The organism is Natronohydrobacter thiooxidans (assembly GCF_001884735.1).
Taxonomy (GTDB): Bacteria; Pseudomonadota; Alphaproteobacteria; order Rhodobacterales; family Rhodobacteraceae; genus Roseinatronobacter; species Roseinatronobacter thiooxidans_A.
In genome coordinates this window covers 186823-208879 of the sequence record NZ_MJAP01000012.1, presented here as the reverse complement: position 1 = coordinate 208879, position 22057 = coordinate 186823, and the positions used below count along the sequence as shown (strand labels likewise).

Annotated in this window: 25 protein-coding genes; 12 read left to right on the top strand and 13 right to left on the bottom strand. The window is 63.6% G+C overall.

Annotation, left to right across the window (positions count from 1 at the left end):
- The first annotated feature begins 14 nt into the window (after positions 1–14).
- The gene (gene cysG / locus BG457_RS08790; protein WP_071796705.1) at positions 15–1394 is read left to right on the top strand and encodes a siroheme synthase CysG; all 1380 of its coding nucleotides are present in this window, start codon (positions 15–17) and stop codon (positions 1392–1394) included.
- A 28-nt stretch (positions 1395–1422) separates the two neighbouring features.
- Here the strand turns inward: cysG and BG457_RS08785 are convergent, their stop codons facing one another.
- Complete coding sequence (locus tag BG457_RS08785; protein WP_175546771.1) at positions 1423–3216, bottom strand: phosphoenolpyruvate hydrolase family protein; 1794 nt, start codon at positions 3214–3216, stop codon at positions 1423–1425.
- A complete protein-coding gene (locus BG457_RS08780) occupies positions 3209–3922 on the bottom strand; it encodes a phosphoenolpyruvate hydrolase family protein (protein WP_071796703.1) in 714 nt (237 codons plus the stop codon). The genes BG457_RS08785 and BG457_RS08780 overlap by 8 nt, the downstream gene beginning before the upstream one ends.
- Positions 3923–4060: 138 nt before the next feature.
- On the opposite strand from BG457_RS08780, the gene BG457_RS08775 reads away from it, so the two are divergent.
- From BG457_RS08775 to BG457_RS08740, 8 genes are all read left to right on the top strand, one after another.
- Positions 4061–4954, top strand: coding sequence for a branched-chain amino acid ABC transporter permease (locus tag BG457_RS08775; protein WP_071796702.1), 894 nt, complete (start codon positions 4061–4063; stop codon positions 4952–4954).
- Positions 4951–5958, top strand: coding sequence for a branched-chain amino acid ABC transporter permease (locus BG457_RS08770; protein ID WP_217649503.1), 1008 nt, complete (start codon positions 4951–4953; stop codon positions 5956–5958). The genes BG457_RS08775 and BG457_RS08770 overlap by 4 nt, the downstream gene beginning before the upstream one ends.
- A gap of 105 nt (positions 5959–6063) precedes the next feature.
- Complete coding sequence (locus BG457_RS08765; protein WP_071796701.1) at positions 6064–7329, top strand: ABC transporter substrate-binding protein; 1266 nt, start codon at positions 6064–6066, stop codon at positions 7327–7329.
- Positions 7330–7390: 61 nt separating this feature from the next.
- Complete coding sequence (locus BG457_RS08760; protein ID WP_071796865.1) at positions 7391–8161, top strand: ABC transporter ATP-binding protein; 771 nt, start codon at positions 7391–7393, stop codon at positions 8159–8161.
- Positions 8161–8868 carry an ABC transporter ATP-binding protein gene (locus BG457_RS20235; protein WP_071796700.1) on the top strand — a complete coding sequence of 236 codons (708 nt, stop codon included), beginning with the start codon at positions 8161–8163 and terminating at the stop codon, positions 8866–8868. The genes BG457_RS08760 and BG457_RS20235 overlap by 1 nt, the downstream gene beginning before the upstream one ends.
- Positions 8858–10060 (top strand): Tm-1-like ATP-binding domain-containing protein, encoded by a 1203-nt coding sequence (locus BG457_RS20230; protein ID WP_071796699.1) that lies wholly within the window; start codon positions 8858–8860, stop codon positions 10058–10060. The genes BG457_RS20235 and BG457_RS20230 overlap by 11 nt, the downstream gene beginning before the upstream one ends.
- Positions 10057–10902 carry a phosphoenolpyruvate hydrolase family protein gene (locus BG457_RS08745; protein WP_071796698.1) on the top strand — a complete coding sequence of 282 codons (846 nt, stop codon included), beginning with the start codon at positions 10057–10059 and terminating at the stop codon, positions 10900–10902. The genes BG457_RS20230 and BG457_RS08745 overlap by 4 nt, the downstream gene beginning before the upstream one ends.
- A 10-nt stretch (positions 10903–10912) precedes the next feature.
- Positions 10913–11827 (top strand): SRPBCC family protein, encoded by a 915-nt coding sequence (locus BG457_RS08740; RefSeq protein ID WP_071796697.1) that lies wholly within the window; start codon positions 10913–10915, stop codon positions 11825–11827.
- 15 nt (positions 11828–11842) lie between these two features.
- On the opposite strand, the gene BG457_RS08735 is transcribed toward BG457_RS08740, so the two are convergent.
- The 4 genes from BG457_RS08735 to BG457_RS08720 form a co-directional block, all read right to left on the bottom strand.
- Complete coding sequence (locus BG457_RS08735) at positions 11843–12355, bottom strand: RES family NAD+ phosphorylase (RefSeq protein WP_071796696.1); 513 nt, start codon at positions 12353–12355, stop codon at positions 11843–11845.
- Entirely contained in the window at positions 12355–12705 is a 351-nt protein-coding gene (locus BG457_RS08730) for an MbcA/ParS/Xre antitoxin family protein (RefSeq protein WP_071796864.1), read from the bottom strand. The genes BG457_RS08735 and BG457_RS08730 overlap by 1 nt, the downstream gene beginning before the upstream one ends.
- Positions 12706–12782: 77 nt before the next feature.
- Positions 12783–13079, bottom strand: a complete 297-nt coding sequence (locus tag BG457_RS08725) for a hypothetical protein (protein ID WP_071796695.1) — start codon at positions 13077–13079, stop codon at positions 12783–12785.
- Between the two features lie 128 nt (positions 13080–13207).
- Positions 13208–13573, bottom strand: a complete 366-nt coding sequence (locus BG457_RS08720) for a winged helix-turn-helix transcriptional regulator (protein ID WP_071796694.1) — start codon at positions 13571–13573, stop codon at positions 13208–13210.
- A gap of 86 nt (positions 13574–13659) precedes the next feature.
- Here BG457_RS08720 and BG457_RS08715 point away from each other — a divergent pair, with 86 nt between their 5' ends.
- A complete protein-coding gene (locus tag BG457_RS08715) occupies positions 13660–14505 on the top strand; it encodes an SDR family oxidoreductase (RefSeq protein WP_071796693.1) in 846 nt (281 codons plus the stop codon).
- 136 nt (positions 14506–14641) lie between these two features.
- Here BG457_RS08715 and pcaG read toward each other — a convergent pair whose 3' ends face one another.
- Genes pcaG through pobA form a run of 5 tightly spaced genes read right to left on the bottom strand, consistent with a single transcriptional unit; the run spans position 14642 to position 18321 of the window.
- Complete coding sequence (gene pcaG / locus BG457_RS08710; protein WP_071796692.1) at positions 14642–15262, bottom strand: protocatechuate 3,4-dioxygenase subunit alpha; 621 nt, start codon at positions 15260–15262, stop codon at positions 14642–14644.
- Between the two features lie 3 nt (positions 15263–15265).
- Positions 15266–15994 (bottom strand): protocatechuate 3,4-dioxygenase subunit beta, encoded by a 729-nt coding sequence (gene pcaH / locus BG457_RS08705; protein ID WP_071796691.1) that lies wholly within the window; start codon positions 15992–15994, stop codon positions 15266–15268.
- Positions 15991–16371, bottom strand: a complete 381-nt coding sequence (pcaC, locus tag BG457_RS08700; protein ID WP_071796690.1) for a 4-carboxymuconolactone decarboxylase — start codon at positions 16369–16371, stop codon at positions 15991–15993. Before pcaC ends, pcaH begins: the two co-directional genes overlap by 4 nt.
- The gene (gene pcaD, locus BG457_RS08695) at positions 16364–17152 is read right to left on the bottom strand and encodes a 3-oxoadipate enol-lactonase (RefSeq protein ID WP_071796689.1); all 789 of its coding nucleotides are present in this window, start codon (positions 17150–17152) and stop codon (positions 16364–16366) included. The genes pcaC and pcaD overlap by 8 nt, the downstream gene beginning before the upstream one ends.
- Entirely contained in the window at positions 17152–18321 is a 1170-nt protein-coding gene (pobA, locus tag BG457_RS08690) for a 4-hydroxybenzoate 3-monooxygenase (RefSeq protein WP_071796688.1), read from the bottom strand. Before pobA ends, pcaD begins: the two co-directional genes overlap by 1 nt.
- A 96-nt stretch (positions 18322–18417) precedes the next feature.
- Here pobA and pcaQ point away from each other — a divergent pair, with 96 nt between their 5' ends.
- Positions 18418–19326 carry a pca operon transcription factor PcaQ gene (gene pcaQ, locus BG457_RS08685; RefSeq protein ID WP_071796687.1) on the top strand — a complete coding sequence of 303 codons (909 nt, stop codon included), beginning with the start codon at positions 18418–18420 and terminating at the stop codon, positions 19324–19326.
- Between the two features lie 84 nt (positions 19327–19410).
- Here pcaQ and scpB read toward each other — a convergent pair whose 3' ends face one another.
- Together scpB and BG457_RS08675 are read right to left on the bottom strand one after the other, a co-directional pair.
- Complete coding sequence (gene scpB, locus BG457_RS08680) at positions 19411–20004, bottom strand: SMC-Scp complex subunit ScpB (RefSeq protein WP_071796686.1); 594 nt, start codon at positions 20002–20004, stop codon at positions 19411–19413.
- 2 nt (positions 20005–20006) lie between these two features.
- Positions 20007–20879 (bottom strand): DUF1403 family protein, encoded by an 873-nt coding sequence (locus BG457_RS08675; RefSeq protein ID WP_071796685.1) that lies wholly within the window; start codon positions 20877–20879, stop codon positions 20007–20009.
- A gap of 196 nt (positions 20880–21075) precedes the next feature.
- Here BG457_RS08675 and BG457_RS08670 point away from each other — a divergent pair, with 196 nt between their 5' ends.
- A complete protein-coding gene (locus tag BG457_RS08670) occupies positions 21076–22056 on the top strand; it encodes a quinone oxidoreductase family protein (protein WP_071796684.1) in 981 nt (326 codons plus the stop codon).
- The last annotated feature ends 1 nt before the right edge of the window (position 22057 follow it).

Genomic DNA, 22057 nt, shown 5'->3' with positions numbered 1-22057 from the left:
ACAGGAGCACGCCGATGAAAACCTTTCCCATGTTTCTGCAGATGGCCGGGCGCCATGTCGTGATTGTTGGCGGTGGCGAGCAGGCGGCGCAGAAAGCGCGGTTGATGCTGAAGACCGAGGCGCGGCTGGTGCTGGTGGCGCCTGAACTGGATGCGGAGCTTCAGGCGCTTGTGGCCGAGGGACGGGCAGAGCAGGTGAGCGCCCTTTCGGTCGAGGTGTTTCGCGGGGCCGCGCTGGTTTTTGTCGCGACGGGCTGTGTGGGGCTGGATTATGCCGCGCATGCTCTGGCCAAGGAAGCGGGCGCGATGGTCAATGTGGTGGACCGGCCCGCGCTTTGTGATGCGACCACGCCCTCGATCGTGGATCGTGATCCGGTTGTGGTCGCGATTTCGACCGAAGGCACGGCGCCGGTGCTTGCACGCCAGATCCGCGCGCGGATCGAGACCATGCTGGAGCCCTCGCTGGGGGAGCTTGCGGCGCTTGCCGGTCGGCTGCGCGGGCAGGTCAGCCGCCAGATCCCGCAGCGCGCGCGGCGGTTCTTCTGGGATTGGGTGTTCAATGCGGCGCCGCGTCAGGCCATGGCGCGGGGCGCGGGGCGCGAGGCGTTGAGGCTGGTCAAGGAGCGGCTGAACGGGGCGGGCGCGGGTTCCGTGCAAGGGGCGATTGCGCTGGTGGGGGCCGGGCCGGGGGCGGCGGATCTGCTGACTCTGCGCGCGCTGCGGCTGCTGCAGGAGGCCGATATCATCTATTATGACCGCCTTGTGGACCCGGCGGTGCTGGAACTGGCGCGGCGCGATGCCGAGCGGGTCTTTGTCGGCAAGGACGTGGGCGCGAATTCCTGGCCGCAGGACCGGATCAATACGGTGATTGTCGCGGCGGCGCGTCAGGGGAAACGGGTCGTGCGGCTGAAATCGGGCGATCCCGGCGTCTTTGGCCGCGTGACAGAGGAACTGGAGGTCGCGCGCGCGGCGGGTATCGCGGTCGAGATCGTGCCCGGTGTCACCGCCGCGAGTGCCGCCGCCGCAAGTCTGGGGCGTGGTCTGACCGAGCGGGGCCAGACGGACCGGCTGCTGCTGGCGACGGCGAGTTGCAAACCGGGCGATCCCGAGCCCGATTGGGCGGGCATGCTGCAGCCCGGCACGACACTTGCGGTCTATATGGGGGTGCAGAAGGCGGCGGCGATTGTGGCGCGGATGCAGGCGGCGGGGGCACCGATGCAGATCGAGGCCGAGATCGTCGCCAGTGCCTCGACCGCGCAGGAACGGATCATCCGCTGCCCGCTTGCGGAATTGCCCGAGGCGTTGCAACGGGCGGGGATCACCAATCCGGCGGTTATTTTCCTGCGCTGGCCGAAGGGGCTGTCGGGCAAGGCACTGGCTGTCGCTGCCGCATAGCGTGGTTGGCTGGTGAAGCGCCGCCGGGCTATTCGAGCAATCCGAAGCGGTGCATCTTGTTATAGAGCGTCTTGCGCGAGATCCCAAGATAGGCCGCCGTATCACCACGCCGGAACCGGTTCTTGCGCAACGCATCGAGCAACCAGTCGCGTTCGGTGACGGATTGGCGCGTGCTTTCGGACATATCCGGCTCTGCGGCAGATCTCTGACCGATGGCGGCTGAGATCTGCGCGGAACCTATCGTCATGTGTTCGGCGTCAAGCGCGGCGCGGTCGATGACGGCGCGCAGCTCGGGGATGTTTCCGGGCCAGGGATAGGCCAGAAGCAGGCGGTAGCCATCTGCGGAAATCTGCTGCCCGTGCCCCAGTATCGCCAGACGATGCCGGGCGAGGGCGGGCACATCTTCGGGCCGTTCGCGCAGGGGCGGGATTTCGACCCGGCCTGCCTGCATACGGCGGGTCAGTGCCGGGATCAGCCCGTTTGTGGCGTCCATGCCTGTCGTGCAGATCAGGATCAGGCGGGCATTGGTCGCGGCGCCGGTTGCACTGCGCGGCGTGTCATCCGACATCTGCGCGTCCTCTTCCAGCCAGTCGGCCAGTCGGCGCTGCAATTCAGGTGGCAGGGTTTCGGCATTCTCGATGACCACCGTGCTGCCGGGTCGCGCGAGATAGCCCTGACGCCGCGTGCCATCGCCGAAAAGGGTTGCTTCGGGATGGGTGCCCGGACTGCCCGCGCGCAGCGTCAGAAGCGGACCCTCGCGCCGCGACAGCGGATGCAAGGCGCGTGCAAGGGTCGTGCGGCCAAGACCCGCTTCGCCGCAGATCAGCACCGGGATGCGGCTGGGCGCGAGCCGGGTGATCTGTTCCAGCACCGCGATCACGAATTCCGACTGCCCGACAACGCCGCCGATCCGGGCCGTGCGGGCCAGTTCGCGTGATTGCACTGTATTTGCCTGTTTGAGCAGACCAAAGGCCTTGAAGGCCGAGGTGCGTTCGGTCACGGACATTTCCAGCGGCATCCGGTCCAGTGTCGAGCCGCCCACATATCCGTCGGCGCGCGCCTCGTCACAGACGCGGAACATGTCATCGGGGCTGATGATCGGCCCGCCTTCGACAAAACAGAGCATGTCGGGCGCTTTGCTGCGGACCTGAACGAAAATCCGACGCGCGCGATCTGCGGCTTCGGCGATGGTGAAGCTTTGGGCCACGGCCTGCACCCCGCCCGCGTTCCAGCCGAAATTCAGGCAGATCATGTCCACCTTGGTCGCGATAAGCTGCGCGATTTCGGCGCGGGTCTTGGCATAGCCGAAAGTCATCAGCCCTGCCTCGCGCGCCAGCGCCAGCATCCGGGCCTCGCGGGCAAAACCGAGACCCGCCTCTTCCAGTCGGTGGCGGAACTGGCCGTCGAAATGGATGGCGGAGGGGAAATTCGTGATCCCCTGATAGCCTGTCTCGCAGACCTGCGCCACGATCTGCTCGGGGCTGGTGGCGGGATCGAAGCAGCAGGCCCCGAACAGCACCGGCACATCCACGCGGTCCAGAATCTCGCGCCGGGCGAAAGTATCGGTGAACTGGTTGGAATTGTTCAGCGGCAGGAGTGCGGCCAGCGAGGCCGCGCCCATGACCCGGAACCGCCCGGCATTCAGGGCAAGCAGGAAATCCGCCCCACCGCGCACGGCGGCTTCGGCGGTCATGCCGACCCCGATGGCGCCGCCGACCAGCAGGCTTGCATTGCCGGGCGAGCGTTTGCGCAGCAGTTCCTGCAGCGCCGCAGGTTGCGCCTGTGCTGTTGCTCCGGTTCTGGGGGTGGCGTTCTCAGCCATAGCGGACCAGTCCGTCTGCGGCGGCGCGGGCGGCGTCAAACTCGTGGCCATAGGCTTCGGGGCAGAAGAGGCGCAGAGGTCCGGGCGCGCGGCTACGCAGGGTGCTCAGTGCTGCTACGGCTTTCTGCCCGGCGGTCGCGCGGTTGCGCCAATCCGACGACGGCGGGCCGGGATGGATGACCAGATCGCGGATCCCCAGTGCCAGCAGACGCTGCGCATTCTCGGTCGAGGTGGCAAAGCCGGTCACGGAAAACCCTTCGAGCATGAACTGGCGCAATATTTCCGCTTCGCGTTCGACGCCCAGACCGGCGCTTTCAAAGCCGCGCGCGGCGGTTCCGTCCACCAGCTGAACCGTGGGGAAATTCGTGACAGCGCTGATGCCTGCGGATTTCAGCAGCCGCGTGGCATCGCGCAGGCGCAGGAAGGGATCGACGCAAAGCAGCGCTGCGATCTGCGGGGCGGCGCATGTTTCGCGGGGAGCCGTGGTTTCGGACGCGCTGCCAAGAGCGTCGAAGAGCGCGCCATTGATGTCAAGGACAGGCAGGATCGACACCAGATCCCGCTGTGCGGCGGGCAGCCTGTCGAGCCAGGGAGCGAAAATCTGTGGCGGAGGGGAATCATCCCCGCAGGCCGGGCCAGCGCGACCGGCCAGGATCAGCAAATCCGGCAGGCGGTCTTGCGCGTTTTCGTGAAGGGCGTTACTCATTTTTACCCAATATCGGCTGGAATTGGCTGTGGCAAGAGCTCATTCGACTCGTCAATATAGAGAAAACCAGAGCGATAAAGATCGCCGCCGCCGCGATGGAGGGCCCATGGGCTTGCGGGGCGTGCTGAGGAGGAAAACGTGTCTCTGCAATTCATTCTGACCGTCACCCTCAATGGGCTGACGCTGGCGGCGCTGTACTTTATTGTCGCCAGTGGCTTCTCGTTGATCTTCGGGTTGATGCGCACTGTCAACATGGCGCATGGCTCGCTTTACATGGTCGGTGCCTATGTCGGCTTCGCGGTCTATGATCCGCTTTATGCCTCGGATGTCTGGGCGTCGCATGCCTGGCTGATCGGTGTTGTGGCCGGTATTCTGGCCGCCGCGCTTGTGGGCCTGTTGATGCAGGTGGTCCTTCTGGGCTGGATGCAGGGGCAGGAACTGCGGCAGGCGCTGGTCACGATCGGCCTGTCGATCATCATTGCCGATCAGTTGCTGTTCCTGTTCGGCGGCAATCCGTTCCGTTTCTTCACGCCGGAGTTGCTGTTTGGCCCGACGGAACTGCCTGTCATCGGGCGCTATCCGATCTTCCGGCTGTTTCAGGTGGTGCTTGCGATTGCCGTGGGGATCGGGCTGTGGCTGCTTCTGAACAAGACCAAGCTGGGGATTGTCGTGCGTGCCGGTGTCGATGACCGGCAGATGCTGGCCGCCTGCGGGGTCAATGTGCCCCTGGTCGCGGCCACGGTCTTTGCCCTTGGTGCGGCTCTGGCGGGTCTGGGCGGCGTGATCGGGGCCACGGCGCAGCCGATGGCGCTGGGGGTCGATGCGCGCTTTCTGCTGATGTCGCTGGTGGTGGTGATCGTGGGTGGCATGGGCTCGATTGGCGGCACGGCACTTGGCGCGCTGCTGATCGGTCTGGCCGAGCAATGGGGGCAGGTGCTGTTTCCGACCTATTCGGTGATCCTGACCTTTGTGATCATGGCCACCGTGCTTGCCGTCTGGCCACAGGGTCTGTTGGGGAGGAAACCGACATGATCATGATGACCACGCGCCAATGGCTGGCAACTGCCGCCGGTGTGGCGATCCTGCTGTCGCTGCCGCTGTTTCTGCCGAATTTCTGGCTGGTGAATATCTTCGGGCGGGCCATGGTTTACGGTGTTGTCGCCCTGTCGCTGACCTTTCTGGCGCATTATGGCGGGTTCGTCTCGCTGGCGCAGACCATGTTGGCGGGGGTTGCAGGCTATGCGGTTGCGATGATGGCCCCTACGGCCATTCCGCTGGGACCGATGGCCATGCCCTATTATGCCGCCATTCCGCTGGCCGTGCTGGCCGCGACTATTGCCGGGGCCATCGTGGGGATGATCGCGGTCAATACCCGCGAGATATACCTCTTGATGATCACGCTGGCGCTGGCCGTCGGGTTCAGCCTGTTCGCGCAGTCCAATATCACCTGGTTCCGGGGCTATGAAGGGATCCGCAATATCGTCGGCCCCGAGATCATGGGGCTGCCCTTCCGCGCGCCGCTTGTCTTCTATTATGTGGCGCTGGGTGTGGCCGTGTCGATGTTCCTGCTGGTGCTGTATGTCGTGCGCACGCCCTTCGGGCTGGTCCTGCAGGCCATCCGCGATTCGGACCGGCGCGCGGCGGCCATCGGCTATTATGTCGGTCTGCACCGCATTGCCTCTTTCGCGCTGGCGGGCTTCATCGCGGGCTGGGGAGGCGTGCTGATCACCTTCTACAATATCGGGATCACCCCCAGTTCCATCGGGCTATGGGCCACGGTTGCCGTGCTGATCATGGCCGTGATCGGGGGCTTGGGCCATCCGCTGGGCGCGTTCATCGGTGCGCTGATCTATACGGTGATGGATACATTCGCCTCTTCGATCATCGGGCATGACCGGTTCAACACGCTGATCGGGGTGGTGTTTCTGGCGATTGTCCTTCTGTCGCCGGATGGCGTCTGGGGCTTTGGCAAACGCCTGACTGCAGCGGTAGGAAAAGCACCGCAGAGGACTGTGGACAGGGAGAAGACTTCCTGACCTGACAGGCGGTACTGCGACCCGACCGCCTGTCGAGCTGAGTGAAGGGTTCAAGATATCTTTGCCGGGAGGAGGAAGCCCGGCGCAACACGGAGGAGACCACTAATGTTGATTTCTCGCAGGAAAACTGTCGCCTGGGCGATGGGTACAGTTGCGGCGATGTTTGCCGTCACGGGTGCGCTGGCGCAGGATGGCCCGATCCGTATCGGGTCGATCACGACGCTGGAAGGCCCTTTTGCCACCGGGGGCCAGGATGCTTATCGCGCCATGGAAATGGCTTTCGAGGCGATCGACTACACGGTTGGCGGGCGGCAGATCGAATGGATCCGCGAATCCTCGAATGCGACGCCCGATGTGGCGCTGGCACGGGCCCGCAAACTGATCGAGCAGGATGACGTTGATATCATCATCGGCCCGCTTTCGGGGGCAGAGGGCATCGCGCTGCGCGACTATTCGCGCACGTTGGAAGGCAAGACAATCGTCAACGGCTCGTCCGGGGCGGCGGATACCACGCTGCGCGATCCTTCGCCTAATTTCTTCCGCTTCAACACCGAAGGCACGCAATGGATGGCCGGTCTGGGCACTTATGCCTATGAGGAAATGGGCTCGCGCCATGTGGCCCTTGTCGCGGCGGATTATGCGTTCCCCTATGCGCAGGTTTTCGGCTTCATGCATGAATACTGCGAATTGGGCGGGGCTGTGACCAAGCTCTGGTCGCCGCTGAACACGACCGATTTCTCGTCGATCATCGCGCAATTCCCGTCCGATGTGGATGCGGTGGTGCTGATTCAAGGTGGCACGGACGCTCTGGCCTTCCTGACGCAGTATGCCGAAGTGGGTGGCGATCTGCCGATCATCGGCGGCTCGATCACTGCCGACCAGACGCTGCTGTCCGCGCGCGGCCCGCATCAGAGCCTGATGGAAGGCATGGTGGCCGCAGGTCCGATTGCCGATCTGAACGAAGATCCGAACTGGCAGGATTTCGTCGCGCGCTATCGCGAGCGCTGGGGCTCTGAAGGGTTCGACTCGCCCTCGATCCATGCGGTGAACTACTACACCAACACCATCGCCGTGATTCAGGCGCTGGAGGAAGTGGGTGGCGATCTGTCGGACAATCAGCAGGCTTTCCAGGCTGCGCTGGCCTCGGCTGAGTTCACGGCCCCGACCGGTGCGAATGTCGCTCTTGACCATAACCGGCAGGCGATCTCGGATATCTTCCTGACCCGTATCGTCAATGACGGCGGCACCATGCGGACCGAAGCCTTTGGCCGCACCGAGAATGTCAGCCAGACACTCGGCATGGAGCAGGAAGCTTTCCTCGCGCTCGGTTCGCCCTCTCGCGACAATCCCGATTGCCCGCCTGCGCGCTGATCGGATCATGCCTGCCCCCGGTGAAGGGATCGGGGGCAGGCGCTTCAAGACAGGAATTCTGATGTCTGCGTCACCCTCTCATTCTTCTGACCTGCCCGCCCTGACGCTGGAAGGCGTGGGCCGCCGGTTTGGCGCGCTCCGGGCGGTCAGTGACGTGACCCTGCGGATCGAACAGGGCGAACGCCGCGCGATTCTGGGACCGAACGGCGCGGGCAAAACCACGCTTTTCAACACGATCTGCGGCGACTACCCGCCCACATCGGGCAAGATCACCTTTTTCGGCACTGATATTTCGCAGCTCAAACCGCATCGGCGCGCGCGCCTTGGTATTGGACGCACCTATCAGAGCTCGACCCTGTTCAGCGGTCTGACGGTGCGGGAAAACCTGTATCTGGCGGTGCGCGCGATGAAACCGGGGCGGTTTTCGTTGCTCAAGGCCGGGAAGGGCAGCGCTGATCTGGTGCGCGTGCAGGAACTGGCGCAGCAGGTGCGGGTGGATCATATCCTTGATACGCGCATTGATGCGGTGTCGCATGGCCAGCGCCGACAGGTCGAGATCGGCATGGCACTGGCCGGTAGCCCGCGGCTGCTGATGCTGGATGAACCCGCTGCCGGACTATCCGCCGCCGAGCGCCCGGAACTGGTGGCGCTGATGGCGGAGCTGCCGCGCGATCTGACGCTGATCCTGATCGAGCATGACATGGATGTGGCACTGGCCAATTCCGAGAAAGTGACCGTGATGAAGGACGGCGAAGTGGTGGTCGAGTCCACCTCCGACAAGGTGGCCGATGATCCGATGGTGCAGGCAATCTATCTCGGGGAGGGGCATTGATGCGCGGTGCTCTGGAAATTCGCGATATGCATGTGCGCTTCGGCAAGGCGACGATCCTGCAGGGCGTCAGCCTGTCGGTCGGTGAGAAGCCGGTTTCGGTGATCGGGCGCAACGGCATGGGCAAGACCACGATGTGCTCGGCGCTGATGGGCATGGTTGCGGCCAGCGGCAGTGCGAAGCTTGACGGCAAGGAGATTCTGGGCCTTGGCACGGGCAAGGTTGCGCGCAGTGGCATGGCGATTGTGCCGCAGGGGCGGCGGGTCTTTCCCTCGCTTTCGGTGCATGAGCATCTGCGACTGGTCGCGCAGCGCGGCAACCCGCCCTGGACCATCGAGCGGGTCTATGACACCTTTCCGCGTCTGGCCGAGCGGCGCAAGAACGGGGGCAACCAGCTTTCGGGCGGCGAACAGCAGATGCTGGCCATTTCGCGTGCGCTGTTGATGAATCCGCGTCTGGTGATCATGGACGAGCCCTCGGAAGGGCTGGCACCGGTGATCGTGGATCATCTGATCGAAGTGCTGCGCACCATCGCGCAGGAAGGCATGGGGCTGTTGCTGATCGAGCAGAACCTGCGCGTTGCCACCTCGGTCGCGGATGAGGTGTCGATCATGGTGACGGGGCGGATCGCGGCGACGGTCGGCTCTGCTGAACTGGCGCGCGACCGCGAGTTGAAGAACCGCTATCTGGGGGTCAGCCATGGCCATTAGACGCGTCTATGTGATCGGCACCTGCGACACCAAAGAGGATGAATTGTCCTATGCCTGCGAACGTGTCCGGGCCATGGGGGCGGTGCCGGTGCTGGTGGATGTGGGCACGCGCGGGGCTGGCGCGCGCGCCGATGTCACGGCGACCGAGGTCGCTTCCTGTCACCCCGATGGGGCCGGGGCCGTGCTGGGGCTGGAGGACCGGGGCGCAGCCATCACAGCGATGGCGGATGCGCTGACGCGCTGGCTGCTGGCGCGCGAGGATATCGGAGCGGTGCTGGGCCTTGGCGGATCGGGCAACACAGCGCTTGTGACGCAGGCCATGCGGGCCTTGCCCGTGGGTGTGCCGAAGCTGATGCTGTCGACCGTGGCCTCGGGGCAGGTGGCGCAATATGTGGGCGCCACGGATCTGGGCATGATGCCGTCGGTCACGGATGTGGCCGGTCTGAACGCGATCAGCCGCCGCGTCATCGCCAATGCGGCCCATGCTGCGGCGGGCATGGCGCTTAATCCGGTGACGGAGGACAAGGGCGATCTGCCGGGTGTGGGGATAACCATGTTCGGCGTCACAACCGCCTGTGTTGATCATCTGCGCGCGGCGCTGGCCGGTCAGGCCGAACCTTTCGTCTTTCATGCCACCGGAACCGGCGGCGCGGCGATGGAGAAGCTCGCGGAATCCGGTTTGCTGGCGGGTGTGCTGGATGTCACGGCCACGGAGATTGCCGATCATCTGGTGGGCGGTGTCATGCCCTGTTCGGCGGATCGCTACGGCGTGATCGCGCGGACCGGGCTGCCATGGGTCGGGTCGGTGGGCGCGGTCGATATGGTCAATTTCAATGGCCGCGACACGGTGCCGGAACGGTTCAAGGCGCGCAATCTGCTGGTGCATAATCCGCAGATCACGCTCATGCGCACCACGCCCGAGGAAAACGTGCAGATCGCGCATTTCCTGACCGAGCGGTTGAACCGCTGCGATGGCCCGGTTGCGTTGTTTCTTCCGCTGAACGGGGTTTCGGCGGTGGATGCGCCCGGCCAGCCCTTCCACGACCCGGCGGCCAATGACGCGCTTTTTGCCGCGATACGCGAGACCTTCCGTCCCGGCCCCAGGCGGCAGCTCATTGAACTCCCTCTGCATGTCAACGATCCGGCTTTCGCGCAGGCGATGGCCGCCGAATTTCTCAGGATGCTCTCATGAACCAGATCCGAACCCCTCATCGCGACCGTGCCACATTGATGCGCCGTTTTCAGGACATGGCGGCGCGTCGCGTCCCGATCATTGGCGGGGGCGCCGGAACCGGGCTGTCCGCCAAGAGCGAGGAGAATGGCGGCATCGATCTGATCGTGATCTACAATTCCGGACGCTACCGGATGGCGGGGCGTGGGTCGCTGGCAGGGCTGCTGGCCTATGGCAATGCCAATGAAATCGTCGTCGATATGGCGCGCGAGGTCTTGCCTGTGGTGCGCAGCACGCCGGTTCTGGCCGGGGTGAACGGGACCGATCCTTTTGTGATGATGGAGCAGCATCTGGACCGGCTGAAGGCGATGGGGCTGGCCGGGGTGCAGAATTTCCCGACCGTGGGGCTGATTGACGGGGTGTTTCGTCAGAATCTGGAAGAAACCGGCATGAGCTATGCGCTGGAAGTGGACATGATCCGCATGGCGCATGAACGTGACATGCTGACCACGCCCTATGTCTTTTCCGCATCCGAGGCCGTGGCCATGGCCGAGGCCGGGGCGGATATTCTGGTGATGCATATGGGTCTGACCTCTGGCGGGACAATCGGCGCCGAAACGGTCCGGTCGCTGGATGATTGCGTGAAGGATATCGATGAATGGGGCAAGGCGGCATTGAAGGTGCGCCCCGATATCCTGATCATCTGTCACGGCGGTCCTATCGCCACGCCCGAGGATGCGTCCTATGTGTTGCGCAGCGCGCGGCATTGCCATGGATTCTATGGCGCAAGCTCGATGGAGCGGTTGCCGACCGAGATCGCGCTCAGCGAAACCACCCGCGCTTTCAAGGCGTTGACTTTCTGAGGAGGCTCTCATGACGGAAGCATTGGCGACAACCATCATCCCGGCACCTGTAGAGCAGGTCTGGGCGGTGTTGCGCGCGTTCAACGCGATGCCGGTCTGGAATCCGGCTGTCACTGACAGCGAGATCGAAGGCGGGCGCGATGCGGATAGCGTGGGCTGTATCCGGGCCTTTCATCTTGCGGATGGCACCTTCGTGCGCGAACGGCTGATGGAACTGGACGACAGCCGCTATGTGCTGCGCTACAATTTCGAGACCCCGGCCTTTCCGATCGAGAATTACCTCGCGACGCTTGAACTGATCCCGGTGACAAATGGAAATACGACCTTTGTGCGCTGGCATGCCAGTTTCGATGAAGCCCCGCAGGATGCCGGGAAATATTCTGTGCTGATCTCGACAGAGGTTTTCGCCAAGGGATTGCATGCGCTGGCCGGGTATATCGCGACCCAGCCTGCGCCGCCTGTTGCGGATGCGCGCTGGCAGGGATTGCGGCCTGCCAAGGTCTTTACCTCCAGCGTGATCCGGGCGCCGCTGGCCGATGTCTGGGAAAAGATGCGTGATTTTGCGGGCATGAAGCACTGGCACGAGGATATCCCCTCGATGGAGATGATCGGCGGTGTGCGGTCCGACAAGGTGTCCGGCGTGCGCGATTTCATCTTTGGCGAGGGGAAGCTGCATGAGCAACTGACGCTGCTTTCCGACCAGGATCATGCGTTTCGCTACCGGATTCTGAAAAGTCCGATGCTCTGGCTGAACTACCATGCCGGCGCGCGGCTTTACCCGCTGACCGACCGCAATCAGACTTTTGCGGTCTGGACCGCCGATTGGGTTGCCGCGCCCGAGGATGATCAGGAACTGATCCCGAATGTGCATGAGAATGTTTTTCAGAAGGCGTTTGATACGCTGGATGCGCAGTTGCGGCGGTAGAAATCCGGTCCGGCGTCACATCCGCCCCAGACGGTTTTCATCATCGACGAGTTCGAGTGCACAGCCCGCGCCGGTCCAGCGCCAGAGGATGATGTTCAGGTTGCTCTCGGATGCACCCTTGGCGAAGCTGCGCGTGAGCAGGCCCGCGAAGCCCTCCGCGATGAGGGTTCGCGCGAAATCCTGGGTGGGAACGGGGCGGCCATCGAGCATTTTGGCGCGCCAGCCGGGATCGGCGAGTATCTGTGCCGACAGATCGTAGCTGGCGAGTGCATCCGCGTTGCCGGTATCGAAGATCGGGCCGATATCTGCCCTGTAGGACACGAGAGTTGTGGGCTGCAGGCTGCCAACCTGATTTGCCTCGCGCAATGCGGTGGCAGGATCAAGGGCGGTGTAGAGCGCGGGCGTTCCTTTGGGGTTGAAGCGACCGCCATGAAGTGCCGCACCGCGCCCCGAGAGCGGCTCGCGCGCATAGACAGGGTTCAGGGCGCGGAAGAGCGGCCCGGTATAGCGCCCATCACGCAGAGGCATCAGGCGAAAATGCCTGCATCGACAGCATCAATATATTCCAGCACCTGCTGCGCCTTGCCTTCCTGCACAAGCTGCATTGCCGTGCGTCCGTCAAAGCCGGGCAGCGGCTCGGACCGGTACCAGGCATAGGCCATGAGTTCCGAGCCGAAGCGCGGTTCGACCTTGTTGAGGATCTCCACCAGTTCGCGCAGGCGGCGCTGGGTCTTGTCCGAGCTGATCCGGGTGCGCCGCTGCAAGGCATCCTTGCCGAGCCCCACGGTCAGCGCGACTTCCTCGGCGGATGTGCGCAGGGCCGCAGCGATCTTGCGCGGCTCGAATTGTCCAGCTTCGGCGAAATTTGCGATATGCATGGCACGGGTCCAATCGGTCATTATGTCGCAATATAGCGTAATAATGACCGATATTCAAGCAGTGCAGCTGCAGCGGCCTATTTGTTCCCGTCAATCCATTTCGACATCAGCGCCTTGTCGCGAAAGCACTCATCCGGCACGGCGCGGCGTTTGATGCGGGCAAGGCGTTCGGCGAAAGCGACCTGCCGGGACGAGGGCAGGGCGTCAAGCGCTGCGGCAGGTTTCAGCTTTGCCTGTGCGTCGATCCATGCGCTGAGGGCGCGAAGGTCCTGCTGCACCTCCCACGGCAGAAGCGTTTGGTTGCGCAGGGCCAGCGCCCGCGCATAGGCAATTTGCCGCGGCGTGGCAGGCGGGGCGAATGTGGTGTCTTCCATAAGGGTTCTCCCTTTCCGGCATATGTTCGGAATATAGAACATAAGGAGAACAAAATCAAGTCATCCGGCGGGCCGGTTTCGCTTAGACATAACTCGGACCCCAGGCGAGATTGCTGCGCCTTGCGGTGTCAGGCGTCCTGGGTTGCCAGAATCTGGCCGAGATTGTCCTCGATACAAGCGGCCAGCGCATGGACCTTCTCGGCGACTGTCTGGCCGAGCGGTGTCAGATCGTATTCGACATGCGGCGGGACGACCGGATAGGCGGTTCGCTGGATGAAGCCGTCTTCCTCCAGCACGCGCAGGGTTTGCGCCAGCATGCGTTCCGACACGCCACCGATCCGGCGGCGCAGGTTGCTGAAACGATGGGTGCCGTCCTGCAGCGCGATCAGGACCAGCACGCCCCAGCGACTGGTCACATGATTCAATACCCGGCGCGACGGGCATTTCTCGCTGAGGACATCCGGTTTTCTGTCAATCAGGCTGATATCGGACATTTTCTTACACTTACATTTTTGTGCGTACTTCCTTTTGATAAGTATTCCGTTATCTAGCCCCTGTCAACGCAACAAGAGGTGCATTCATGACCATTGCCATCACCGGCGCCAGCGGCCAGCTTGGCCGCCTTGCCATTGCCCATCTCAAGACCCTTGCCGACCCGGCCCAGATCGTGGCGCTGGCGCGCGACCCCGGCAAAGTCGCCGATCTGGGGGTTCCGGCACGGGCCTTTGACTATACCGACCCTGACGGGATGGTTGCCGCGCTTCAGGGTGTCACGACGCTGGCGCTGATTTCCTCCAGTGATTTCAATGACCGCATTGGCCAGCATCGCAATGTGATCGAGGCGGCCAAGGCTGCAGGGGTCGGGCGGATCCTCTATACCTCGATTCTGAAAGCTGACCGCTCGCCGCTTCTGATTGCAGTGGATCATGCGGCGACCGAAGAGATTATCGCGGCCTCTGGCCTGCAGGCGACGATCCTGCGCAATGGGTGGTATACCGAGAACTGGACCGCCAATCTTGGCGGGGCCATCGGTGCCGGGGCGCTGATCGGCTCGGCCGGTGACGCCCGCTTCACGCCCGCGACCCGTGCTGATTACGCGCAGGCGCTGGCAGTGGCTGCGGCTGATCCGGCGCATGCGGGCAAGGTCTATGAGCTGGCCGGGGATGAAGGCTTCACCCTGACCGAGCTTGCGGCAGAGGTGTCGCGGCAAACCGGCAAGCCCCTGCCCTATAATGATCTGCCGGGTGATGTCTATCAGGGCATCCTTGAAAGTCTGGGCCTGCCATCCGGTTTCGCGCAATTGCTGGTCGATGCGGATGTGAAGGCCGGAGACGGATGGCTGGCGGATGACAGCGGCACATTGTCCGGCTTGCTGAACCGGCCCACGGTACGGTTGAGCGACGCAGTGGCTGTCGCGCTGGCCTGATCCTGCGGGGGTGCGGGCGTTGATCTGACGGATCGCAGGGCCAGATGGGCCGCGATTGCAGAGGGAGGCGCCCGCCCTTTCGCCCCTTCTGAACAAGTTTGAGCGACGCGGGCAAGCCGCGTCTGCTCATGTCCTGTCAGACGTCGAAAAAGACCGTCTCGTGCTCGCCCTGAAGGTGAATATCGAAACGATAGACCGGTTTGCCATCCTGCAGGCCGCGCTTTGCGATCAGGGTCGGGCGGCGGTTCTGCCATTCGATCAGATTCAGGACCGGATCGGCGGCATTGGCGTCGCTCTCGTCGTCAAAATAGAGCCTTGTGTTCAGGCCGACATTGATGCCGCGCGCCACGATCCACAGATTCAGATGGGGTGCCTGAACGCTGCCGTTCCGGCCCGGCACAGATCCTGGCTTGACCGTCTCGAAACCCCATTGCCCGGTATCGAAATCGGTGATCACACGGCCCCAGCCGCGAAACCCGTCCTCGACCGGCCCGCCGCCTTCGGGATGGGCGTAATGGCCTTGCGCATTGGCCTGCCAGATTTCGATCAGTACATCCTTGACCGGCGAGCCGGTGCCGTCGATCACCAGCCCCTCGACCCGGATGCGTTCGCCCTCGGCATTCCGTCCGGCGATGTCCCAGCCCAGTTCCTGCCGGTAGATGTCAAACCCGGCAGCACCCGGCGCAAGCCCGATATGCACATAGGGCCCGGCGGTCTGCGAGGCGGTTTCGCGCAGGTAGTTCAGCGTCTGCGGCATGGCTCAGTTTCCTTCCAGACGATTTTCGAACAGGGTGGAGCGGCGCCCGCGCAGCACGATGTCGAATTTGTAGGCGATGGAATCCAGCGGGATGGTGGCGTTCAGGTCAAGCTTCGCCACAAGCTGTTCAATCGCTTGCGGGTCCGGGATGGTCTGAACAATCGGGCAGATCGGGATCAGGGGATCGCCTTCGAAATAGCATTGCGTGATCAGCCGCTGGACAAAGGCCGCGCCGAAGACTGACACATGAATATGCGCCGGACGCCAGTTATTCACCATGTTGCGCCATGGATAGGCACCGGGCTTGACGGTGCGGAAGAAGAAATAGCCGTTCTCGTCGGTCAGGGTCCGACCGCAGCCGCCGAAATTCGGGTCGATCGGCGCAAGATAGGTGTCCTTGCGGTGCCGGTAGCGCCCGCCCGCATTGGCCTGCCAGATTTCCACCAGGGTCCGGGGCAGGGGGCGTGCATTCTCGTCCAGAACCCGCCCGTGCAGGATGATGCGCTCGCCGATGGGGCTTTCGCCGGGGCGGGCATAATTGCTGATCAGATCATTGTCGCCGGGGTCGATATCGCCATGGCCAAAGCGCGGGCCGGTGATTTCGCTGGCTGTATTCTCCAGCGAGATCAATGCCTGACGCGGGCTGCGCGCGACGCTGGTCTTGTAGCCGGGCGTGTAGGCGGGCGGGTGCAGTGTCCGGTCACGCTGGTAATATTCTGCGGGCTGTCTCATTGCGTAGCCTCCATTTCCGCATAGGTCTGTTTGGCAAGCTTGATGGCATGGTTCGCCTTTGGCACGCCGGCATAGATCGCCACATGAAGAAACGCCTGCATCACATCCTCTTTCGCGGCGCCGGTCCGGAGAGTGGCACGGATATGCATCGGGATCTCTTCGAAATTTCCGGTCGCGGCGAGAAGCGCGAGTGTCAGCATCGAGCGTTCGCGTTGCGTGATCGTGGTGTCTGCCCAGACCGTGCCCCAGGCGCTTTCGGTGATAAGCCGCTGGAAGGGCGCATCAAAGTCGGTCTTGGCGGCTTCGGCCCTGTCGACATGGGCATCCCCCAGAACCGCGCGGCGCGTGGCCATTCCATCGGCGTGACGGTCAGACATTCGAATGCTCCTTCAGGAATGGCGACAGGATCGCGGCATAGGCGCGCGGGTCTTCGACACAGGGCAGATGTCCTGTGCCGGGGATGACATGGCACTGGCTGCCCGGAATGCGCCGCGCCGTGTCCGCGACCAGTTCGGGCGGGCTGGCGCCGTCCATTTCCCCTGCGATGGCCAATACAGGTAAATTCAGGCGCGCAGTCTGTTCTGTCAGATCAGCTTGCGCGATGGCGGCGCAGCAGGAGAGGTATCCGGCTTGCGGCGTGCGCGACAGCATTGCGCCCCATAGGGTGGCCTCGGCTCCGTGCCGGAAGGCCGGGCCGAACCAGCGGTCCAGAATGGTGCTTTCCATCGCCTGCAGGTCTTGCGCCCTGATCGCGGCAATCCGTGTGGCCCACATCTCCGGCGTGCCCATCCGCGCCGCCGTGTTCGACAGAACCAGCGCGCGTACAAGGTCGGGGCGGGTGGCGGCAAGTTGCTGGCCGATCATGCCGCCGATGGAGAGGCCGACAAACAGGACAGGGCCAAGATCGAGCGCCTCGATCAGCGCTTCGGCATCCTGGGCCAGATCGGCGATTGTCCAACCCCCCGCGGGGCATTCGGACAGGCCATGCCCGCGCTTGTCGTAACGCACATAGCGCAGCCCTGTCGGCAGATATGGCAGCACCGCGTCCCAGAGCCGCAGATCCGTGCCCAGCGAATTGGCGAACAACACGGCAGGCGCGTCTGGCGGCCCTTCTGCCACCACATGTAGCGTGACATCATTTACCCGGATCGCCTGCATCAATAGGGCAATCCCACATAGTTTTCGGCCATGGCCTGCTGCGCGCTTTTATTGGTGCGCAGAAATTCCAGCTCGGCCAGCTGCATCTTGAGGTCAAATTCCGACTGGTCCGGATAGCGGTGCATGAGCGATGAAAACCACCAGCTGAAACGCTCGGCCTTCCAGATGCGGGCAAGGGCCTTTTCCGAATAGCTGTCAATTCCGGCGGTCGAGTCGTTTTCGTAATAGTCGCACAGCCCCTGATACAGATAATGCACATCCGAGGCCGCCGTGTTCAGCCCCTTGGCCCCGGTGGGCGGCACGATATGCGCGGCATCCCCGCAGAGAAACAGTCGGCCCCAGCGCATGGGTTCGGTCACGAAGGAGCGCAGCGGCGCGATGGATTTCTCGATGCTGGGCCCCGTGACCAGTTTCTCGGCCTGATCCGCCGGGATGCGCCGCTTCAGTTCCTGCCAGAAGTCCTCATCACTCCAGTCTTCGGGTTTGTCGCTGAGCGCGCATTGGATGTAATAGCGGCTCAGGTTCTCGTTGCGCATGGAGCACAGCGCGAAACCGCGCGGCGAATTTGCGTAGATCAGTTCCTCCGCGACCGGAGGTGTCTGGCTGAGGATGCCAAGCCAGCCGAAAGGATAGATCTTCTCGTATTCGCGCCGGACCGTCAGCGGGATGGACTGACGGCTGACCCCGTGAAACCCGTCGCAACCGGCGATGAAATCGCAGTCAATGCGATGCTGCTGGCCTTGGGATGTATAGGTGACATGGGGCGCGTCCGTATCGGCCCCGTGGATCACCACATCCTCGACCTGAAACTCGATATGCCCGCCTGCAGCGTCGCGCGCGGCATAGAGGTCGCGTGTCACTTCGGTCTGGCCATAGACGATGACCGGTGTCCCGGTATGTTCGGTAAAATCGATGCGGAACATGGAATTGTCGTAAGAGATCAATGTGCCATCATGCACATAGCCTTCGGCGTGCAGCCTGTCTGCGCAACCCGCCTGTTCCAGAAGCTTGACCAGCCCTTGTTCAAGCACACCTGCCCTGATCCGTCCCAGCACATGTTCCTTTGTCTGGCGCTCCAGCACGATGCTGTCGATGCCGCGCAGATGCAGCAATTGCGACAATAGCAGCCCTGAGGGGCCCCCGCCGATGATTGCGACTCTGGTTTTCATATCGTGCCTCTTTCTCGCCTCTGCTCTTTCATTTACATAACGGTGTTGCTAATAAAATTGAAAATTCGTGCTGTTAGTTATCGAAAAGGGAAAGTATTGGAGCGCCGTATCAAGTTCCGACATCTTGAGATCTTCACCGCTGTTGCGCGCGCTGCGAGTCTGAAACGCGCGGCAGAGCGTCTGAACCTGACCCAACCGGCGGTTTCCAAGACCCTGAAAGAGCTTGAGGACATCACCGGGCATGTGCTTGCGGAACGCAGTCGCGCGGGTTTGCGGCTGACCCCGGAGGGCGAGGTGTTCCTGCAATATGCAGAGCAATCCACGGCGGCCATCCGCCACGGGCTGCGAAGCCTGCAAGGGGCAGGACAGGCGGCCAGCCGGTTGCGGATCGGGGCCTTGCCCAGTGTGGCGGGTGCCATCCTGCCCGCTGCCGCGCGCAGTTTCGCCGCAGCCAATCCCGATACCTTGCTGGAAGTTACCGAAGGGCCGCATCTTGACCTGATCGCGCGGCTGCGCTCTGGCGGGCTTGATCTGGTGCTGGGGCGGCTGGGACGGCCTGAAAGCATGGCCGGCCTGTCATTTCAGCAGCTCTATACCGAAGAAGTCGTCATCGTTGCGCGACCGGACAGTCCGGCAGTTTCGATTGACAGTTTTGCGGATCTGGACGGGTTTCTGGTGCTCTATCCACCGCGGGAAACCGCGATCCGGCCCCTTGTCGCGCGGATGCTGATTGCGCAGGGGGTTGCACTCTTCCCCAACCGGATCGAGTCGGCCTCTTCGGCTTTCGGGCGCGCGCTGACGCTCGCCGAGCCGAATGTGGTCTGGTTCATCAGCCTTGGGGTTGTCGCAGACGATCTTGCCAAGGGTAATCTGGTGCAGCTTGCTTTGCCGACGGCCCCCACGCGCGGGGCGGTCGGGATCATGAGCCGCGCGAATGAGGTGATTCCAGCCCCGGCGCGGGCCTTTTCGAGGCATCTGGCTACGCAGATCAGGGGGCGGGTCTGAACCGCGTCGGGCGACGTCGCAGCAGCACGTTCTGTCGCAGGCGGGTGGCGATCCTCATCGCATCATGGGGATTGCCCGCAGACCTTAGCTCTGCGCTTTTGACAAAGGCAGAAACCCGGCATCCTGCGCCATGTCGAGTTCCGTCAGATCTGCGAGCGAAGCAAGGTTGAAGGCATCCAGGAATCTATCGGTGGTGATGAAGCTGTGCGGGGCTCCCCGGCGCGGGGCGCGGGGGCCGGGCGCGATCAGCCCGCTCTCTGACAGGCGGCCGATTGCGTCGCGACTGACCTCGCGTCCCAGAAGCTCGCGCAGATCGTCGCGCGTCGCGGGCTGGTGCAGGGCGATGGCGACCAGCACGGTCAGGTCGCGCTCGCTGAGGTTCAGTGCCTGATCCTGCACATCCGCAGCGGCACGGATCACCGGCCCAAAGGCCGGGCGGGTTCGCATGGCCCAGGCAGTGCCGTGCTGCACGATCTCATAGGGCCGGTCCGCCAGATCCGCCGCCAGATCCGTCAGCAACAGATCGACCGACGCCCCCTGTCCCACGATGCGCGCCAGATCCGCGCGCTCGACAGGCCGGGCAGAGGCGAAAAGCACGGCCTCGATCCGCTGCATCCAGACCCGCCAGCGCAGATCGGGCGGCAGGTCGGAGAGGTCGCGGTCAAACTCGGCGGTCATGGTCAGAGCCCATAGAGGCGGAAGCTGTCGCGCCCGGTCAGTTCGCGCAGGGCGCCAAGCTCTACCAGCCGGTCGCAGAAGCGCCGTGCCGCCCGGTCCGACATCATGGGCACCAATGCGCGCGAGGGCGCGAGGGCATCGTGCGTGAGGAACTGGGCCAGCGCCTGATCCGCGCCGCGCGCCCGCAGTTTGGGCCGGATCGCCTTCAGAATGGCGGCGCGGCGGGTCAGATCCATTGCAGTGGCAAGTGCTGTGCGGCTGCTGCGGATGATGGCTTGCGCGCAGGCAAGGCGCAGATCATCGGCGCCAAGACGCAGATCCCGGCGCGACAGATGTCGGCCCAGAAGCGGGACCACATGCCGCCAGCCGAGCGCTTGGGCCAGTGCGGCATCGGCGAGCATCAGCGCGGTCGTTTCGCCGCGCGCGATATCCGCCATCACGGCCTGCACGACCTGCGCCGCCCGCGTGATGGCGCTTTGCTTGGCAGGTAGGGTCCATGATTCCAGTTGTGTTACGCTCAGTTGCGGCAGGGCGCGGTGCAGATTGGCGGCGCTGACCGGGCGTTCGACAGCGCGCAGCCATGCCAGCGCAATGGCCCCGGCCGGTCCCGGCGTTTCCCCCGGCCGCAAAAGGTGGACTTCATCGCGCATCTGCGCAGGGGATTCCGGGCGTCCGGTCAGCCGGGCCCCGTGTTCCGCTGCCTGCAGCGCAAGCCGCGCGCGCCATAAGGGCTGGGGCAAGCCTGCATCCTGCTGGGCAAGGTGCAGCATGGCCAATGCGGCCCCTGCGCCGAAGCTGGCCGCATCCAGCCCGTCCGGGCGGGCGTCCTGTACCCAGTCGGGCAGATGTGGCGCGAGAGAGGCAGCATGGGTCATGGGCGGGACGCTACGCAACTGCGGCGGTTCTTGCAATGATCTACCTTGTGAAGCGCCGTAACCGGCTGCGCAATCATGCTTGCCCATGGCGCTTGAATGGCTTTTAGTGCGTCTGGTTGTGGCAGCTTTGCGTCTCGCGGGACCGCGTGTTGCGAGCGGCGTCCACCAGCACCTATCAATCGACGGAGGAGACCCGATGACCGAGACAAAAGCCATCCAGTTCGACGCGCCCGGTGGCCCGGAAGTGCTGAAGCTGGTGACCCTTCCGCTGGGGGAACCGGGACCGGGGCAGGTGCGGGTGCGCCATCACGCTTGCGGGTTGAACTTTATCGACATCTACCAACGTGCGGGCACCTATCCGCTGCCTTTGCCCCATGTGCTTGGCATGGAGGGTGCGGGTGTGGTCGAGGCCCTGGGGGAAGGTGTCACGCATCTGGCGGTGGGTGACCGGGTGGCCTATGCCAGTGCACCGCCGGGGGCTTATTGCGAGGCGCGGGTGATGAACGCGGCGCAGGTGTGCCGCCTGCCCGAGAGCATTGATTTCCGCACCGGTGCCGCGATGATGCTGCAGGGCCTGACCGTGCAGTATCTGTTCGAGCGCACTGTGCCGCTGAAAGCGGGCGATACGGTTCTGTTTCATGCTGCCGCTGGCGGTGTTGGCCTGATCGCCTGCCAATGGGCGCGCGCCAAGGGGATCCGGCTGATCGGCACCGCCGGGACGGATGAGAAATGCGCGCTTGCCAAGGAGCATGGCGCGTCCGAGGTGATCAATTACGAGCGCGAAGATTTCGTGGCGCGGGTTCGTGAGTTGACGGATGGGCGCGGGGTTGATGTGGTGATGGATTCCATCGGTGCCGCGACCTTCGAGCGGTCGCTCGACAGTCTGCGCCCGCTGGGCATGCTGATCAGTTTTGGCAATGCCTCGGGCAAGGTGCCGCCCTTCGATCTGGGGATTCTGAGTGCGAAAGGGTCGTTGCAAGTGACACGGCCCACGCTGTTTACTCATATCGCGGATCATGCGACCTGTCAGGCCATGGCGGCGGAACTGTTCGAAATGGTCGAAAGCGGCAAGGTGCAGATCCGCATCGGACAGGATTATGCGCTCGCCGATGTTGCGCAGGCGCATCGCGACATGGAAGCGCGCGTGACGACAGGAAGTTCGGTTCTGATTCCGTGAC

Bases quoted from the DNA above. Each gene is read 5' to 3' on its own strand.
- cysG (WP_071796705.1), top strand. From the start codon at position 15: ATGAAAACCTTTCCCATGTTTCTGCAGATGGCCGGGCGCCATGTCGTG.
- BG457_RS08785 (WP_175546771.1), bottom strand. From the start codon at position 3,216: ATGGCTGAGAACGCCACCCCCAGAACCGGAGCAACAGCACAGGCGCAA.
- BG457_RS08780 (WP_071796703.1), bottom strand. From the start codon at position 3,922: ATGAGTAACGCCCTTCACGAAAACGCGCAAGACCGCCTGCCGGATTTG.
- BG457_RS08770 (WP_217649503.1), top strand. From the start codon at position 4,951: ATGATCATGATGACCACGCGCCAATGGCTGGCAACTGCCGCCGGTGTG.
- BG457_RS08765 (WP_071796701.1), top strand. From the start codon at position 6,064: ATGTTGATTTCTCGCAGGAAAACTGTCGCCTGGGCGATGGGTACAGTT.
- BG457_RS08760 (WP_071796865.1), top strand. From the start codon at position 7,391: ATGTCTGCGTCACCCTCTCATTCTTCTGACCTGCCCGCCCTGACGCTG.
- BG457_RS20235 (WP_071796700.1), top strand. From the start codon at position 8,161: ATGCGCGGTGCTCTGGAAATTCGCGATATGCATGTGCGCTTCGGCAAG.
- BG457_RS20230 (WP_071796699.1), top strand. From the start codon at position 8,858: ATGGCCATTAGACGCGTCTATGTGATCGGCACCTGCGACACCAAAGAG.
- BG457_RS08745 (WP_071796698.1), top strand. From the start codon at position 10,057: ATGAACCAGATCCGAACCCCTCATCGCGACCGTGCCACATTGATGCGC.
- BG457_RS08740 (WP_071796697.1), top strand. From the start codon at position 10,913: ATGACGGAAGCATTGGCGACAACCATCATCCCGGCACCTGTAGAGCAG.
- BG457_RS08735 (WP_071796696.1), bottom strand. From the start codon at position 12,355: ATGCCTCTGCGTGATGGGCGCTATACCGGGCCGCTCTTCCGCGCCCTG.
- BG457_RS08730 (WP_071796864.1), bottom strand. From the start codon at position 12,705: ATGCATATCGCAAATTTCGCCGAAGCTGGACAATTCGAGCCGCGCAAG.
- BG457_RS08725 (WP_071796695.1), bottom strand. From the start codon at position 13,079: ATGGAAGACACCACATTCGCCCCGCCTGCCACGCCGCGGCAAATTGCC.
- BG457_RS08720 (WP_071796694.1), bottom strand. From the start codon at position 13,573: ATGTCCGATATCAGCCTGATTGACAGAAAACCGGATGTCCTCAGCGAG.
- BG457_RS08715 (WP_071796693.1), top strand. From the start codon at position 13,660: ATGACCATTGCCATCACCGGCGCCAGCGGCCAGCTTGGCCGCCTTGCC.
- pcaG (WP_071796692.1), bottom strand. From the start codon at position 15,262: ATGCCGCAGACGCTGAACTACCTGCGCGAAACCGCCTCGCAGACCGCC.
- pcaH (WP_071796691.1), bottom strand. From the start codon at position 15,994: ATGAGACAGCCCGCAGAATATTACCAGCGTGACCGGACACTGCACCCG.
- pcaC (WP_071796690.1), bottom strand. From the start codon at position 16,371: ATGTCTGACCGTCACGCCGATGGAATGGCCACGCGCCGCGCGGTTCTG.
- pcaD (WP_071796689.1), bottom strand. From the start codon at position 17,152: ATGCAGGCGATCCGGGTAAATGATGTCACGCTACATGTGGTGGCAGAA.
- pobA (WP_071796688.1), bottom strand. From the start codon at position 18,321: ATGAAAACCAGAGTCGCAATCATCGGCGGGGGCCCCTCAGGGCTGCTA.
- scpB (WP_071796686.1), bottom strand. From the start codon at position 20,004: ATGACCGCCGAGTTTGACCGCGACCTCTCCGACCTGCCGCCCGATCTG.
- BG457_RS08675 (WP_071796685.1), bottom strand. From the start codon at position 20,879: ATGACCCATGCTGCCTCTCTCGCGCCACATCTGCCCGACTGGGTACAG.
- BG457_RS08670 (WP_071796684.1), top strand. From the start codon at position 21,076: ATGACCGAGACAAAAGCCATCCAGTTCGACGCGCCCGGTGGCCCGGAA.